This is a genomic window from Rhizobium sp. BK602, from assembly GCF_014195095.1.
Taxonomy (GTDB): domain Bacteria; phylum Pseudomonadota; class Alphaproteobacteria; order Rhizobiales; family Rhizobiaceae; genus Rhizobium.
Genome location: NZ_JACIBC010000006.1, coordinates 524528 through 539173 on the forward strand (window position 1 = coordinate 524528; position 14646 = coordinate 539173).

13 protein-coding genes are annotated in these 14646 nt (G+C 63.2%); 3 read left to right on the plus strand and 10 right to left on the minus strand.

What is annotated here, in order from left to right:
* Positions 1–288 precede the first annotated feature (288 nt).
* On the minus strand, positions 289–3612 hold the full coding sequence (locus tag FHX11_RS21710) for a thiamine pyrophosphate-dependent enzyme (protein WP_184360544.1): 3324 nt from the start codon (positions 3610–3612) through the stop codon (positions 289–291).
* 295 nt (positions 3613–3907) lie between these two features.
* A complete protein-coding gene (locus FHX11_RS21715; RefSeq protein WP_184360547.1) occupies positions 3908–4906 on the minus strand; it encodes a sterol desaturase family protein in 999 nt (332 codons plus the stop codon).
* A 228-nt stretch (positions 4907–5134) separates the two neighbouring features.
* Between FHX11_RS21715 and FHX11_RS21720 the strand changes: the two genes are divergently transcribed.
* Complete coding sequence (locus FHX11_RS21720; RefSeq protein ID WP_184360550.1) at positions 5135–5620, plus strand: HIT family protein; 486 nt, start codon at positions 5135–5137, stop codon at positions 5618–5620.
* Positions 5621–5631: 11 nt separating this feature from the next.
* On the opposite strand, the gene FHX11_RS21725 is transcribed toward FHX11_RS21720, so the two are convergent.
* Together FHX11_RS21725 and FHX11_RS21730 are read right to left on the minus strand one after the other, a co-directional pair.
* Positions 5632–6294 carry a GNAT family protein gene (locus FHX11_RS21725; RefSeq protein ID WP_184360553.1) on the minus strand — a complete coding sequence of 221 codons (663 nt, stop codon included), beginning with the start codon at positions 6292–6294 and terminating at the stop codon, positions 5632–5634.
* 39 nt (positions 6295–6333) lie between these two features.
* Entirely contained in the window at positions 6334–7017 is a 684-nt protein-coding gene (locus FHX11_RS21730; protein ID WP_184360556.1) for a pyridoxamine 5'-phosphate oxidase family protein, read from the minus strand.
* 94 nt (positions 7018–7111) lie between these two features.
* Between FHX11_RS21730 and FHX11_RS21735 the strand changes: the two genes are divergently transcribed.
* Positions 7112–8539 (plus strand): PLP-dependent aminotransferase family protein, encoded by a 1428-nt coding sequence (locus tag FHX11_RS21735; protein WP_184360559.1) that lies wholly within the window; start codon positions 7112–7114, stop codon positions 8537–8539.
* Here FHX11_RS21735 and FHX11_RS21740 read toward each other — a convergent pair.
* Positions 8529–9392: an AraC family transcriptional regulator gene (locus tag FHX11_RS21740; protein WP_184360562.1), complete on the minus strand. Its 864-nt coding sequence runs from the start codon at positions 9390–9392 to the stop codon at positions 8529–8531. The two genes, FHX11_RS21735 and FHX11_RS21740, sit on opposite strands and share 11 nt — an antisense overlap.
* A gap of 133 nt (positions 9393–9525) precedes the next feature.
* On the opposite strand from FHX11_RS21740, the gene FHX11_RS21745 reads away from it, so the two are divergent.
* Positions 9526–10461 carry a phytanoyl-CoA dioxygenase family protein gene (locus tag FHX11_RS21745; RefSeq protein WP_184360565.1) on the plus strand — a complete coding sequence of 312 codons (936 nt, stop codon included), beginning with the start codon at positions 9526–9528 and terminating at the stop codon, positions 10459–10461.
* 283 nt (positions 10462–10744) lie between these two features.
* Here FHX11_RS21745 and FHX11_RS21750 read toward each other — a convergent pair whose 3' ends face one another.
* From FHX11_RS21750 to FHX11_RS21770, 5 genes are all read right to left on the minus strand, one after another.
* On the minus strand, positions 10745–11326 hold the full coding sequence (locus FHX11_RS21750; RefSeq protein WP_184360567.1) for a histidine phosphatase family protein: 582 nt from the start codon (positions 11324–11326) through the stop codon (positions 10745–10747).
* A gap of 84 nt (positions 11327–11410) precedes the next feature.
* The gene (locus tag FHX11_RS21755; protein WP_184360570.1) at positions 11411–11617 is read right to left on the minus strand and encodes a hypothetical protein; all 207 of its coding nucleotides are present in this window, start codon (positions 11615–11617) and stop codon (positions 11411–11413) included.
* On the minus strand, positions 11614–12369 hold the full coding sequence (locus tag FHX11_RS21760; RefSeq protein WP_184360572.1) for a COG4280 domain-containing protein: 756 nt from the start codon (positions 12367–12369) through the stop codon (positions 11614–11616). Before FHX11_RS21760 ends, FHX11_RS21755 begins: the two co-directional genes overlap by 4 nt.
* A gap of 41 nt (positions 12370–12410) precedes the next feature.
* On the minus strand, positions 12411–13331 hold the full coding sequence (locus tag FHX11_RS21765) for a MurR/RpiR family transcriptional regulator (protein ID WP_184360575.1): 921 nt from the start codon (positions 13329–13331) through the stop codon (positions 12411–12413).
* Between the two features lie 149 nt (positions 13332–13480).
* On the minus strand, positions 13481–14515 hold the full coding sequence (locus tag FHX11_RS21770) for an LLM class flavin-dependent oxidoreductase (RefSeq protein ID WP_184360577.1): 1035 nt from the start codon (positions 14513–14515) through the stop codon (positions 13481–13483).
* Between the last annotated feature and the right edge of the window lie 131 nt (positions 14516–14646).

Consider the following 14646-nt stretch of genomic DNA (forward strand, 5'->3'; position numbering starts at 1 on the left):
GTGAAGAATGATGGCTATAGGTTGTATTTTGTTGATGCATCCCGCCATTCCGGCATTTCCCTGCCATGCCATCGAGCGCGCACGGATTATCGGGGCCATGGATGTTCGATGACTACCGATGACGGAAGGGCTGCGGATATGTATAGCGCAGGGAGGGGGCTGGGGAGATTTCCATCGGCAGAGCGACGCCAGGGCAATGCCGTTGATGACGGGAGATCAGGCGCGGAGCATCAGTGCCTGCGAAGAACCGCCGTCGATGGAAGGCGGCGGTTCTGCTGTCGATGTTTGTTACTTGATCGTGCGCACGATGGCCGCACCCGAGGTCATGCCGCCGCCGAAGGCGACGAGGCCGAGGCTGAGGGGTTCGCTGCGCTCGTTGGCGATATGCATCATGGCAAGCGGAATGCTCGAGGAGCTGGTATTGCCGTAATTCTCGATGACGCTGAGGGCCGGGCGACCGCTGCGCTTGGAGATGGTGTCGATGATGCGCTGGTTGGCCTGATGCGGCACCAAAAGGTCGAGATTGGCGAGTTCGAGCCCGGCGTCGACGCAGGCATCTTCGATCGAACGCGACATGGAATGCACCGCCTCGGTGAAGACCGAGCGCCCGTTCATCGCAATGACGCCGTCGTCCGGCAGCGGCACGTAGAGCAGGTCGCCCGGTTCCGGGCGGCCGCTGATGACCGGGCGGCTGGCGGCAAAGAGCGGGCTGCGCGCCATGTCGCGGCTGGTCACCAGGCAGGCGGTGGCGGCATCGCCGAACAGGATGGCGGTGGAGAAATCGCTCATGTCGAGCAGCGGCGACAGCACTTCCGAGGTGACGATCAGCACCTTGGCGTCGTTCTGCTGGGCAATGAAATCATAGGCCTGCTGCAGGGCATAGAGATAGCCGGAGCAGGCGGCCCCCATATCGTAGGCGGCGAGCGACGGCCGCACGCCGTCTTCAGCGACGGCGACGGCGACGCGGCTTGCCAAGGAGGGCGTGGCGATATCGGGCGTGCCGGTGGCGGCGATGACGAGGTCCATGTCGTGGATCGTCGTGTTGGTCTGGCGCAGCAGGTCGCGGACGGCCTTGGTTGCGAGGCTCAGCGTGCCTTCGCCGGGGCCGACCCAGAAGCGGCTCTTGATGCCGGTCAGCGCGAAGATTTCCTCGGCGCGCCGGTTCGGCCAGTTATGGATGATCTCTTCGTTGCTCACCCGGCGGGCGCCGGTCGCAAAGCCCATGCCGCTGACGGCGATTTCGGTGAAATTGCCGGAATGGCGGCGCAGCGCCGGAATGGCATGCGACTTCAGGCGGCGCAGCACGAACTTGTTCTGAACCTCGGAGGCAAGCGCGAAGTTGCGCTCGCTGAGATCGCGGTCGGCATCGACGGTCAGCAGCGGGCTGTCGGTGGCGATCTGATCGCCGACCTTGGCGAAGACTTCCTGCACCACGCCGCCGATATTGGCGCAGATCTCGACCGAAGCCTTGGTCGCCTCGACCACGGCGACGAGCTGACCGACCTCGATCGTGTCGCCAGGCTTCACCAGCATGTCGGTCACCAGCACGTTCTCGTCGGCGGGGCCGGAGCCGATCGCGTTGATGGCGGCGGTCGGGCCGCTCTTGTCCTCTTCGTGCCAGGTGACCTCGCATTCGAGGACCTCGGCCATCAGGTCGACCAGCTTGCTGTAGGACGGCAGCGTTTCCAGCTGGTTGCGGAAATTGAAGGGCACATGCGCGTCCGAACGGGCGAGCCGGCGGACGATGATCGGGACATCGGTCTTCTCGGTGACGGTCGCGACGATCTCGGCACCCATGCCGACTGTGCGATTGTCCTCATGCACGACGATCAGGCGCTTGGTGCGCTTGGCGCTGGCAAGCACTTCCTTTTCGTCCCAGGGCGAGATCGAGCGCAGATCTATGACCTCCACCGAGAATCCCTGGGCTTCGAAGGCGCTTGCCGCCTTGGCACAGAGCGACACCGTGTTGCCATAGGTGACGAGCGTCAGGTCGCGGCCGCGGGCGACATAGCGCGACAGGCCGGGGCGGACGAAATGCTTGTCGAGATCGGTGGAGGTGCGGCCGTCGGAATTGTTGAGAACGGCTTTGGGATAGAGGAAGACCGTCGGGCGCCGGGATTCGAAGGCGGCGTTGAGCAGGCCCGCGGCATCGCCGGCGGTGGAGGGCATGACGACGTCGATGCCGGGCGTGTGCGCCAGCATGCTCTCGAAGCTCTGCGCGTGGAACGGGCCGAGGCCGGGCTTGTAGCCGCCGCAGCTCACCATCAGGATGACGGGCGATTCCCAGGCGCCCTGGCTGCGCCAGAACATGCTGCCCATTTCGGAGACGATCTGGTTGTAGGCCAGCGGCAGGAAATCGGCGAATTGCAGGAAGGCGACCGGGCGCTGGCCGGCCAGCGCGCGGCCGACGGCGGTGCCGACGATGGTCGATTCGCTCAGCGCCGCATTGTAGACGCGCTCGGGATATTTCGTGCTGAGGCCGCGGGTGACGCCGAAGACATCGCCCTTGGGGTCTTCGATGTCCTGACCGAAGAGGACGACCTCGGGGTTGTCGGCAAGCTGCTTGTCGAGCACGCCGTTCAGCGCCTCGCGCATGGTCAGCGTCGCGGCGCTTGCGCCGCCGCGATATTCGGCTGATGTGTCGAAGGAGGCCGGGTAAGGCGCCTTTGCGTCCGGCTCGACCTGCGGCGCGTCTTCCTTGCGGGCGAGGGCTGCTTCCGCCTGCACTTCCGCGGTCAGGTCCTTTTCGATCTTTTCCAGCGTCTCGGCGCCGATACCCGCCTGCAACAGGGCGGCTCGCAGATTGATGAGCGGATCGTGGACGGAACCGGCCTCGATCTCTTCCTGGGTGCGATAGGTCTTCTGGTCGTCGGCGTTGGTGTGGTCGGTCAGCCGCTCCATATTGAGAACGACGAGGCTCGGCGTGCGGTTGTTGCGGCTATGGCGAACGGCCTTGCGGAAGGCTTCGCGCGAGGCCTGCAGATCGTCGCCTTCGGCGCGAATGATATCGAGACCGTAGAAGGAGGAGGCCGGGCCGGTCGGCAGATCGAAGAAGGTCTGCCCGGTGGTGCGGGTCGAGATCGAGAAGCTGTTGTCTTCGACGATGAAGACGATCGGATACTGGCCGCGCACGGCCTCGGCCACGGCTTCGAGGAATTCGCCTTGCTGCGTCGTGCCGTCGCCAACGCAACAGATCGCGATCGGCAGACCGGATTTATGCTTCAGCGCGGCGCTGGCGCCGACGGCGTGAAGCGCATTGTTGCCGACCGGGCCGACGATGGAGGTGATGTTGAGAGCGCGGGAGGAAAGATGCGCGCTCATCTGCCGGCCGGCGGAATGGGAATTGGCGGTGGCGAGGAGGCTGGAGAAGAATTCGCGAATGGGCATGCCCCGCGCCAGCATCAGGGCCTTGTCGCGATAATGGAGATGCAGCCAGTCGTCGTCGTGGAGGAATTCGTTCAGCAGCGCGGTCGACTCGTGTCCGGCGCCGGAAACATGAAAATGTGCTATGCCTTGCTTGATGAATTCTCGTTCAAGTCTGTCAATTTCACGGGATGTGAAAAATATTCTATGGAGTTGCTTGAGATAATCTGTTGTAAATCTCCCTTCCATTTCAATAGTTTTCCTAATCTTTCATGGTCAGCAATTTGCGAGGGATAGGTAACCCCCTGGGGTATCTTTTTCAATACACGTTAAATGACAATATCTTCTCGTTTGAAATAGATTTACGTGCATTGACAGCAGCGGGGATGTGGCCGGATCGTTTTCGAAAACGGATCGTGGGGGCATGTGCCGGCTCTTGCCGGCTTGAGGCCGACAAGCTCGGAGAGGCAGCCTTTTGCCAGATGGTAAAAGCTCGGGGCTCCATTGGTCCGTGTTCGACAGGAAAGGCTGCGGCCCAAGCGGCTCAGCCGGACTTGCGGAGCGGTTCCTCGGCCCGCTTGCGCCGGGCAGCGGCCTTGGCGGCGGCCAGTTCTTCCTTGTCCCGGACTTCCTTCGGCTTCTTGCCGATGATCTGCTTGGCGCCCTTCTTGGAAAAGGGCTGTACGAGCTGGGCCAGGAAACTGTCGGCAACCTTGCCGGTGATGCCGATATCGGTGGAAGAGGGACGGGGCGGATTGTGATAGGTGCCGAGGAGCTGGTCCCAGATCACCAGGTTCTCACCATAATTGGTGTTGCCCTCGGCCAGGATCTTGGAGTGATGCCAGCGATGCAGGCGCGGCGTCGAGAAGATCCAGTCGAGCGGGCCGGTGCGCACATCGATGTTGCAATGGGTCAGAAGGCCGATGAAGGCCGTGACCGCGCCGATCCACAGGAAGACCGGCAGGGGTGCGCCGAGCAGATAGAGCGGGATCTGGCCAAGGGCGATCTTGAACAGCGTGTCGATGATATGAAAGCGGCCGGTATTGATGACCCAGAGGCGTTCGACGCTGTGGTGCAGAGCATGGAAGCGCCAGAGCGACAGATATTCATGCGCGAGGCGATGGGCGAGATAGAGGCCGAATTCGGCGATCACCAGCCCGAGCACGACCTGCAGGGCCATCGGCCACTGCTCCGGCCAGATACTCGCCTTGTGGCTCAGCAAAGGCTGTGCGACGGTCGCGACCGCCATCGGGAATGACGTGCCGATGGCCGCGGCGATCTGCACGCCGCCCTTGCTCAGGAGCGTATGTGCGATGTTGTTGAATGTCTCGCCATCGCTGTCCAGCCAGGTCTCCTCATAGGGCATGAGCCGTTCGAACAGCGCGATGATCGCGACGATCGAGAAATAAGTGACATTGAACCACAGCAGATGCATCTGCGAATGGAACGCGAAATACGAGCCCGTCAGTCCGGCGCAAAAGATGGCCGGCCACAACAGGGATGAAACAGCAGCGTAGAGACGCGAACTGTTTTGGAAGGTCATGCCACTATCCTCGGAATCATCAGGTGGGTTGGCGTGAATATGAGCGATATGTACCGCGATGATTGTGGCTGAGAAAGGGAAATCTTGAGGCGCAAGGGAAGCGTTTGATTTCGCCATGTTGCGGGCGCAGAGCAAGTTGGCCATCTTGGGCTGCTCTGCCCGAAGACGAAGGTCTTCCCCGATGCAAATCCGGGTGGAGGCCGCGCTGACTGCAACGAGGTGCCGTTATTGGATATTCCTGCAAAATTCAGAATTCACGAGACGGAGCACTGGCTCGTGAACCACCGCATGGATACCGCTCTGCCGGGCTATCTGATGGTCGGTTCCAAGGCCGGAGCGAATGCGCTCTACGATCTGCCGGCCGAAGCGCTCGCATCGCTTGGGCCGCTTCTTGCCGAGACGCAACGGCAGATCCAGACCCTGCTTCATCCTGTCTGTGTCTATATCGGCCGTTACGGCCACTCGCCGGGACATCCCATCCATTTCCACATCTTGCCGATATATGATTGGGTCGAAGCGCTCTTCTGGCGGGATGAGCGCTATCGGGTTCTGGCCTCCTTCGGCAAACCGTCCCCACAGCCGGATACGGATGGGGCGGAGCTGACATTCTTTGTCTGGCGCGAGTTCTGCGAGGCGGACACGCCGCCGCCGGTCATCGGCCCGACGATTGCCGAGGTCGTCGGGATGATGCGCGGCGCGTTCTCAGCGGCCTAAGGGCTAAAGCGTCATCCGAACGTCAGCTTGCTCTTCTGCTGCCCGGCTTCATCGAAGTTCTCAGGGGCCAGCCAGCGCTCGTAGCCGGCTTTCAGGCGTGGCCAGTCGCTATCGATCATGGCGAACCAGGCGGTGTCGCGATTTTGACCCTTGGCGACCATGTGCTGGCGGAAAATGCCTTCGAAGGTAAAGCCAAAGCGTTCGGCAGCGCGTTTCGATGGTTCGTTGAGATTGTTGCATTTCCACTCGAAACGGCGGTAGCCGAGCGTGTCGAAGACGTAGGAGGCGAAGAGATAGAGCGTCTCGGTGGTGACGCGGCTGCGGGCGATGGCCGGCCCCCAGAGGATGCTGCCGATCTCGATGACGCCATGGGCGGGGTCGATGCGCATCAGTGCCTGCCGGCCCTCGGCCTTGCCGGTGCTTTTGTCGATCGTCGCGAAGAACAGGGGATCAGGGCTGGTGGCGGCCTTTTCGAGCCAGGGCGTGAAGGCGGCGAGATCAGCGGGAGCATTTTCGAAGAGGTAGCGGAAACGATCATCGGCGCCGGGGGCCCGCGCCGAGGCGAAGAGGTCGGCGCCGTGGCGCGCGGCGTCCAGCGGCTCGAGCCAGGCGTAGCGGCCTTCCAGGGTGATGCGTTCCGGGCGCGGTGCGCCGCTCCAATTGGCGAGGTCCATGTCTCATCTTTCAAATGTGGGCTTCAAATGCAGGGCGATCTATCGAATCCGGCCCGATTGTATCAGGGCGGCAAGCGGTTCGGGTAGCTCTATCCCATCGGGCAGTCCGGGCGCGGCGATGGCGGGGGCGAGCTGACTGTGTATCGGCAAGACGCCTGCCCATACCGGGACATCCGCCTCATTGGCATCGCCCGGTGGGCCGGTGCGCACCTTGGCGGTTGCTTCCTCGATTTCCATGCGCAGCACGGATGTCGCCTTCACCTCCTGGCTGGTCATCGGCCGCAGGCTGTCCCAACGGCCGGGAAACAGGTTTTCGACGAAGCGGCGCAACGCATCGGCCTTCTCATCGGGGTCGTCCAGGAGGCGCGCCGTGCCGAAGACCATGGCGGAGCGGTAGTTGACCGAATGGTTGAAGGCGGATCGGGCGAGCACATAGCCGTCCATGATGCTGCAGGTGAGGCAGACGGGCATGTCCTCGGCCGCGCGCAGAAAGCGGCTGGCGGCGGAACCGTGCCAGTAGAGGTGATTGCCTTCGCGCCAGTGCAGCGTCGGGGTCACATAGGGCGCGCCATCGATGACATAGCCGACGTGACAGAGCGGGGTGGCGTCGAGGATGGCATGAACATCGGCCTGGGCATGGCTGCCCCGATGGTGTTCGCGCCGCACGCGCGTGCGTTCGGTGGTCGGATAGTCGGCGGATGGCGGCGGGGCAAGATCGGTCATGCTGTCCTCGTTGGCGCTGTTGATCCTTGCCGCCAAAGAGGTATGTTATGAACTGCCAGTTTATGTATTTCTAGCAGACCAGTTGGGGAGCATCATGACATCTGCGGCGCAATGGCCGGCGCTCGACCGGACAGCCGGCGATCTGGAGGGCCAGGTCTATCGCGTGATGCGCGATCGCATCCTTCGCGGCCAGATGCCGGCGGGTCAGAGGGTGCCGTCGACCCGCATGCTGGCCGCCTCGCTCGGTGTGGCGCGGTCGACCGCCGTCAATGCCTATGAGCGGCTGAAGGCCGAAGGCTATCTGCACTCGACGACGGGTGCGGCAACCCGCGTTGCTGCCTTCTCGACCCCGCCTTTGCAGGGACAGGCCGTGCCATCTCCATTGCGCCCGCCGCCAATGATCGAAACCGCCTCCGATGGCTCGTTCAAGTCCGGGGTGCCGGATACCGTTGCTTTCCCGCATGCCGCCTGGGCGCGGTATCTCGGCGCTCGCGGCCGCTCGCTTCGGGTGCATGATCTGGGTTACGGCGCCCATAGCGGCATTCGCGAGTTGCGCGAGGCGATCCTCGAGCATATCTCCGCCACGCGTGGCGTCGTCGCCCGGGCTGAACAGTTGATCATCGTCCCCTCGACCGGAGCCGCGATCGATCTTCTGGCGCGTGTCCTGCTGCGAGCCGATCGCCCGGATGGGGCCGTTGCCTGGATGGAGGAGCCCGGCTATGCGACCGCGCAGGCGCTGCTGCGGATGGCAGGCGCCGATCTCGTGCCCGTGCCCTGCGACACGGCGGGCATCGACATCGCCAAGAGCGCCGGTCCGCCGCCACGGCTGATCTATGTCACGCCCTCGCATCAATATCCGACCGGCGCGACGATGAGCCTGCCGCGTCGCTTGGCACTGCTCGAATTTGCCCGCGCCAACGGATCGATCGTTCTGGAAGACGACTACGACAGCGAGTTCCAATATGCCTCGCGCCCCATCGCCGCCCTGCAGGGGATCGATCAGGGCGAGGTGGTGGCCTATCTCGGCACCTTCTCGAAAACGCTCGCTCCCGGGCTGCGCGTTGCCTACGCTGTGGTGCCGTCCTGGCTCCTGCCGGAGGTTACGGCCGCGCAGCTGTTGAGAGGGGCGGTCGTGGCGATCCATATCCAGGCGGCCTTGGCCGACTTCATCCGCGATGGCCGTTTTCGCGCGCATCTGCGGCATATGAACACTGTCTATGCCGCGCGCATGGCGGCCAGCGTTTCGGCGCTGCGACGCCATTGCGGCGATTGGCTCGATGTGGGCGAGGGCGCCGGCGGGCTGCAACTGGCGAGCTGGTTTCGGGACGCGAGTATCGACGACCGGGCAGCGGCGCAGAAGATCAATGCTCAGGGTTTTGCGTTGCGCGCCATGTCTTCCCTCTATCTCGGTCCGCCACGACCAGGCCTGCTCTTCGGCATCGCCCGCATGCCGCCCGAGGCAGCGGATGCGGCGGCGGCGAAGCTTGCGCGGTTGTTCCCGTCCTCGTCGCTCACCGCCTGACGAACAATCGCCTGTATTCCCTTGGCGTCATGCTCTTCAGGCTTTTGAACTGCCGGTTGAAATTGGCGATGGAATGGTAGCCGACGGCATCGCTGATATGGTGGATCGGCTGATTGCTGGAGGAGAGGCGGGCGCAGGCGTCGCCGATGCGCATCCTCATCAGATAGTCGGAAATCGCCGTGCCGGTATGGCGGCGAAACATGCGGTGCAGACCGGAAACGCTGAGCGCGGCGATATCGGCCAGCTCTTCGAGCGGGATGGCGCGGGCATAGTGGAGATGCATATGCGTCAGCACGCGGTCGATGCGCTCGCGGCTTTCCTTCAGTTCCGGAGCCTGCGCCGGTGCGCTGGCAAGCGGCGCGGCCCGCCGGTCGTCGGCAACCTGTGCCAGCACGTTCAGCAGAGACAGCAGGCGTTCCACCGGCGGTTTGGCAAAGATGGCTTCGTATTCCGGTCGTATCGCGGCGGCGGTCTCTTTCGAGAATTGCAGGCCGCGATCGGCCCGCTCCAGCATCGTCTCGATCGACCGGAATTCGACGGCGCCCCCCGTCATCCGCAGCAGCCAATCGCGATGGAACCAGAGGACGAGCGCGACATGCGGCTTGTCGTCGTCGATCTTGGCGCGGGACACCCATGTATGCGGCAGGTTCGGGCCGACGAGCACCAGATCGCCGTCCTCGTAGCCGCCTGTGTGATCGCCGATGAAGCGCTGGCCGATCGAGTTCAGCGTCAGTGTCAGCTCGAATTCGGGATGATGATGCCACTGGAAGGGAATGGCATCGTCGAGCCGCCGGTTGAGCATGCTCCAGGACGCGTCCGGCACGCGCGGCAATATTTCGAGATAGGGTCTCATAAGGCGTCTACGGAATATTGAAAGCCAGAATAGTATCAGATCTTGCCAGAGGCGGGCAACATGACCGGCGGGCCTCCCCCTATAAATCGGCTATCGCCTGAGACCTTGGGCGTTCATCAGATGGGAGGATCATATGCAGCAGGCTTTGAAACGAGATGCACACCCGACCGCTTCTTTGGTCACGACGCAATTGAAGGACATCCGCAAGACCCTGCCGCTGCGGGTCCTCTCGCTGGAGGATTGGCAGCATTGGATCACCAAGGGCTATGTGATCGTGCGTCAGGCGGTTCCGGCTGCCAATGTCGCGCGGCTGGCGGAGGTGCTCTGGGCCTTCGACGAGAAGGACCCGAACGATCCCTCGACATGGTATGCACCACAGCGCCGCGAGCACAAGATGAAGGAACTCAACAATACCGGCATGCTGGAAATCTACAATCACCAGGCGCTCTGGGACAATCGCATGGAGGAGCGCATCTACGACGCCTTCGTCGATATCTGGGACCGCGAGGACCTGTGGGTGACGATCGACCGCGCCAATCTCAACCCGCCGAAGAAGGTGAAGGGCAATCCGAACGGCTTCATCCATTGGGATGTGGATACGTCGATCCGGCCGCTGCCGATCGGCGTACAGGGCGTTCTGAGCCTGAAGAAGCAGGACGGCGATGTCGGCGGGTTTCAGTGCGTGCCGGAACTGTTCGAGCATTTCGAGACGTGGGAAAGGACGCAGCCGGCCGACCGCGACCCGATGCATCCCGACATGGCCGGGCTTTCAGTCGTCAATATCGACATGGAACCCGGCGATCTGATGATCTTCAACTCGCTGCTGGCCCATGGCGTCCGCCCGAACCATGCGGAGAACCGCGTCCGCATGGCGCAATATATTTCCATGCATCCGGCCGAGTTCGACAATGTCGCCGAGCGGGAAGAGCGCATCCGTCTGTGGCGCGAGCGCGATCATCCCAAGCGTGACGCCTTTCCCGGCGATCCGCGCGAATGGGAAAAGCACAATGCCGAGACGGCGGTTTTGACGCCGCTGGGCGAAAAGCTGCTGGGGCTGGCCGCCTGGTAAGCGTGGGCGTTCGATGTCTGAGCTATTCGAGCGGCCGTGTTGCCGCGCAACCCCTTCTCCCCAGCGGGGAGAAGGTGCCGACAGGCGGATGAGGGGGGCGAGGAGTAGAACGACGAGCACCTTGAGCGTTAGCGAAAGGTCACTCTTGTCGTGGGGAAAGACCCCCTCATCCGACCCTTCGGGCCACCTTCTCCCCGAGGGGAGAAGGAGTTTACGGTGCTCATCCTCCCCATATGCGATTGCCCTGGTATCTGGCAGATATAATGCCAATGCCGAGGATCGCTCAGGTCTGGTTCCAGCGGCGGATGACGGACTCGCTCAGGTCGTGCTCATAGCCCAACACGCTGATGCTCGTGGTGTCGAGGATGAAATGCTCACCGCCTTCCGGCGGCAGGCCGAGCCAGCGGGCGGCGAAGACCCTCAGGAAATGCGAGCTGGAAAAGATCAGGACGGAACCGTTTACCGCCCGGATGCCGGCGATGATCCGGTCGGCTCTCGCGCCGACATCGGCGGCCGTCTCGCCATTCGGGCAGCCGTCGCGGAAGAGTTGCCAGCCGGGTTGCTCGGCAAGAATTTCCTTCGTGGTGACGCCTTCATAGGCACCGTAATCCCATTCGGCCAGGTCATCCTTGATCACGGCGGCCTCGCCGAAGCCCGCCAGCGCGCAGGTGTTGCGGGCGCGTTGCGACGGGCTCGACCAGACGGCAGCAAAATCGATGGCGGGCAGGCGGCTGGCGAGCTTGCGCGCGGCCTCTTCGCCGGCGGCCGTCAGTGGAATGTCGGTTCGCCCGGTATGCCTGCCGGACAGGCTCCATTCCGTCTGGCCGTGGCGGACGAGGTAGATCTCCGGATAGGCACTGCTCATCTGAATGATTCTCCCTTGCGCCGAACTGCGGCGAAGCTTCGCATTCTCGCCGGTCTCGTGTCGAGAGGCGGCGCGAATGTCGATCTATCGTCTGATGCCGCGGCGCACGCTGTAGAGCAGGATGGCAAGGCAGCCGGCCAAGAGCAGGAACCCGCCGACAAGCGGCGGCAGGGCAAGGAATTCGACGGCCCCGGCGATCGCCAGGATGAGGATCAGGCAATGGGTCGCGAGGCTGCCATCGTCGATGAACATGCCGATGACTTCGGACAGGATGATGCGGACAATGTTCATTGTGCTGCCTTTGCCGTGGGTTTTCCGGTCGAGCCTCGAAGACCGCGAACGATGAGGAAGGAGGTGAGCGAGACGATGGCGAAGATGGCGATCAGGGCCAGATCCTCGCCCGGCCAGTCCGCGCCCATGCCTTCGCCCGTCCAGAAGATGCCGAAGCTGGTGAGCATCAGGCCGACCACGAATTTCAGCGTGTTTTCCGGCACGGTGGCGAGCGGGCGATGCACGAGCAGGCCGATCAGCATGACCAGAACGAAGGCGGCAAGGGCGCCGAAGCCGGCATAGACCGTCATGCCATGGGCGCCGCCGACGGCAATGACGATGAAGACCACCTCGACACCCTCCAGCAGCACTGCCTTGAAGGCGGCGAGGCCGGCGAGATAATCGGCGCGCCGATCCCCGGATTGTTGCCGGAGCATAGCGGTTTCCTTGGAAAAGGCGGCTTCCTCGTCGTGCAGGGCGATGACGCCGAGCGATCGCAGGATCGCCTTGCGCAGCCAGCGCATGCCGAACAGGATCAGCAGAACGCCGATGACGAACTGCATGGTGTGGATCGGTATCAGCGCCAGCAGCGGCCCGAAAACGAGGACGAGGGCGGCAAGCAAGGCAAGCGCGAGTGCTGCACCCGTCAGCGCCGGGCGCCAGCTTCGCGTGACGCCGACGGCCAGGACGATGGTGAAGGCTTCCACCACTTCGACGAAGGAGCCGAGGAAGGAGGCGGTGACGGTGGATAGAATTGGCGTGAGGTTGCTCATGCAGTGATTCCCGAATGGCGTATAGGATTTGTTCCCGCGGGCTATTTTCGTTTTCTGGTTCCCCGCTTGCTCCAGGCGCTGTCGAGGGCGCCGCGCAGGGAGCTGAGCTGGTCGAGACTGTCGAGTGCGGTTTCGCGACGGCGTGCCGCGAGGGCGACGATCATCGCTTCGATCAGCACCAGGGTGCCGCCATGCATGGCGAGATGATCGGCCTTGCCGCGCGGGATCGGCAGGATTTCCGCGACCCTGTCGGCGACCAGCGCGCCGAGATCATCGCTGATCAGGATCACCGGTATGCCGTGGCGCCTCGCCTGGTCGAGTACGATGTCGACCTCGCGATAGAGCGGCGCATAGGCCATCATCAGCACGGCATCGTCCTTGCCGATCCGCAGCAGGCGGTCCGCCAGAGCGATGCCGGATGCCGACAGTGCGGTGGTGGGCAGGCCGATGCGGTTGAATTGCAGGCTGGCATAATCCGCCATCGCGCCTGAAGGGCCGATCCCGAAGACATGACGCCGGTTTGCCGCCGCGAGAATATCGATGGCCCGGGCGAAGCCTGCGGCAATATCCGGGCGTCGCAGAACCTCCAGCGTGGCTTCGTGGATGCCGATGACATGATGAAGGGCGTCGGCGGCGCCGCCGCCGGTTTCGGCCAGCGTCCGTTCCAGGCGGTTGCCGGGGGAGGGAGATGCCGTCAGGTCCGAAAGCATGGCGGCGCGAAGCGCCGAGAGGCTCTCGAACCCGAGCGCGCGGGCGGTGCGCACCACGGTCGCATCGCTGGCGCCGGCGAGCTGCGCGATCTGGGCGGCGGAGTTCAACAGCACCGCTTGCCCCTGGTCGATGAAGAAGCGGGCCATGCGCTGCTCGGCGGGCGCAAGCCTGTCGAGCATGGCCAGCACGCGGCTCTCGAATGTCGCGCCTTCAAGCGCTGTCTGCGGCTGCGATGCAGCGTCCGTCGCCATGCCCGTGCTTCCATGATCGATTTGTAGCAAATACTACGATAGTCGATATTTGTAGCATTTACTACAAAAGCATGGCAACAGGATTCTGGCGATGGCGCGCCGCTTCGCCGTCGCCATGGGCCGCACGATGGCCGTTCAAATGAACGGGGTTACCGGATCGCAGCCCGCACGGCGGGGATGACCTCGCGGCCGTAAAGCTCGATGCAGCGCATCAGCTTTTGGTGGCTGAGGGTGCCGGCGCTGTATTTGAGCTGGAAGCGGTCGATCCCAAGCGTCTTGATGACCGGTGCGAGCTTGGCGGCGACCGTTGCGGGCGAGCCGACATAGAGCGAGCCGTTTTCGATCTCGCTTTCGAATTCGTCGCGCGCCATGGGCGGCCAGCCGCGCTCACGTCCGATGCGGTCGCGCATCGCCTTGTAGCTGGGCCATAGCTCCTCCCGCGCCTGATCGTCGGTATCGGCAATATAGCCCGGCGAATGGATGCCGATCGGCTGCGCCGTGCCGCCCAGTTGCTGGAAGGCCTTGTGATAGAGATCGATATAGGGCCGAAAGCGATAGGGACTGCCGCCGATGATCGCCAGCATCAGGGGCAGGTTGTAGTGCGCGGCGCGCACGACAGAAGCCGGGCTGCCGCCGACGCCGATCCATGTCTTCAGGTGGCCCTTCTCGATCGTTGGGAAGACGCGCTGGTTGACGAGCGGCGGCCGGATGCCGCCCTGCCAGGTCACCGGGTCGTTGGTCAGCAGGGCGGCGAAAAGGTCGAGTTTTTCCTCGAACAGCTTTTCATAATCCGACAATTCGAAACCGAAGAGCGGGAAGGATTCCGTGAACGAGCCGCGGCCGAGGATCACTTCGGCGCGTCCGTTCGAGGCCGCATCCAGGCTGGAGAAGCGTTGGAAGACGCGGATCGGGTCGTCCGAGCTCAGAACCGTCACCGCCGATCCGAGATGGATGCGCGAGGTACGGCCCGCGATGGCGGCAAGGACCGTTTCCGGTGAGGAGATGGCGAAATCCTCGCGGTGATGCTCGCCAATGCCGAAAAAATCGATGCCGAGCTGGTCGGCAAACACGCCTTCCTCGATGACGTTGCGGATGACTTGTGCGTGAGAGTCCGGCTTGCCACCGTCGTCATGGGTGACGTCGCCGAACGTATCGAGCCCGAATTCGACAATATGTGCGGTCATGATCTTTCCCGTTGCCTGGAGCAATGATTGTGAGATGGCGTGTACGCGTCTTCGCTCCGGCGAACTATCCGCAAAGTTTCGTCGGTTCCATTCGAGAAATTCGATATACCGGCATCGATGGATGCGCGTTG

Bases quoted from the DNA above. Each gene is read 5' to 3' on its own strand.
- FHX11_RS21755 (WP_184360570.1), bottom strand. From the start codon at position 11,617: ATGAACATTGTCCGCATCATCCTGTCCGAAGTCATCGGCATGTTCATC.
- FHX11_RS21725 (WP_184360553.1), bottom strand. From the start codon at position 6,294: ATGGACCTCGCCAATTGGAGCGGCGCACCGCGCCCGGAACGCATCACC.
- FHX11_RS21770 (WP_184360577.1), bottom strand. From the start codon at position 14,515: ATGACCGCACATATTGTCGAATTCGGGCTCGATACGTTCGGCGACGTC.
- FHX11_RS21710 (WP_184360544.1), bottom strand. From the start codon at position 3,612: ATGGAAGGGAGATTTACAACAGATTATCTCAAGCAACTCCATAGAATA.
- FHX11_RS21740 (WP_184360562.1), bottom strand. From the start codon at position 9,392: ATGAGACCCTATCTCGAAATATTGCCGCGCGTGCCGGACGCGTCCTGG.
- FHX11_RS21735 (WP_184360559.1), top strand. From the start codon at position 7,112: ATGACATCTGCGGCGCAATGGCCGGCGCTCGACCGGACAGCCGGCGAT.
- FHX11_RS21745 (WP_184360565.1), top strand. From the start codon at position 9,526: ATGCAGCAGGCTTTGAAACGAGATGCACACCCGACCGCTTCTTTGGTC.
- FHX11_RS21760 (WP_184360572.1), bottom strand. From the start codon at position 12,369: ATGAGCAACCTCACGCCAATTCTATCCACCGTCACCGCCTCCTTCCTC.
- FHX11_RS21715 (WP_184360547.1), bottom strand. From the start codon at position 4,906: ATGACCTTCCAAAACAGTTCGCGTCTCTACGCTGCTGTTTCATCCCTG.
- FHX11_RS21750 (WP_184360567.1), bottom strand. From the start codon at position 11,326: ATGAGCAGTGCCTATCCGGAGATCTACCTCGTCCGCCACGGCCAGACG.
- FHX11_RS21765 (WP_184360575.1), bottom strand. From the start codon at position 13,331: ATGGCGACGGACGCTGCATCGCAGCCGCAGACAGCGCTTGAAGGCGCG.
- FHX11_RS21730 (WP_184360556.1), bottom strand. From the start codon at position 7,017: ATGACCGATCTTGCCCCGCCGCCATCCGCCGACTATCCGACCACCGAA.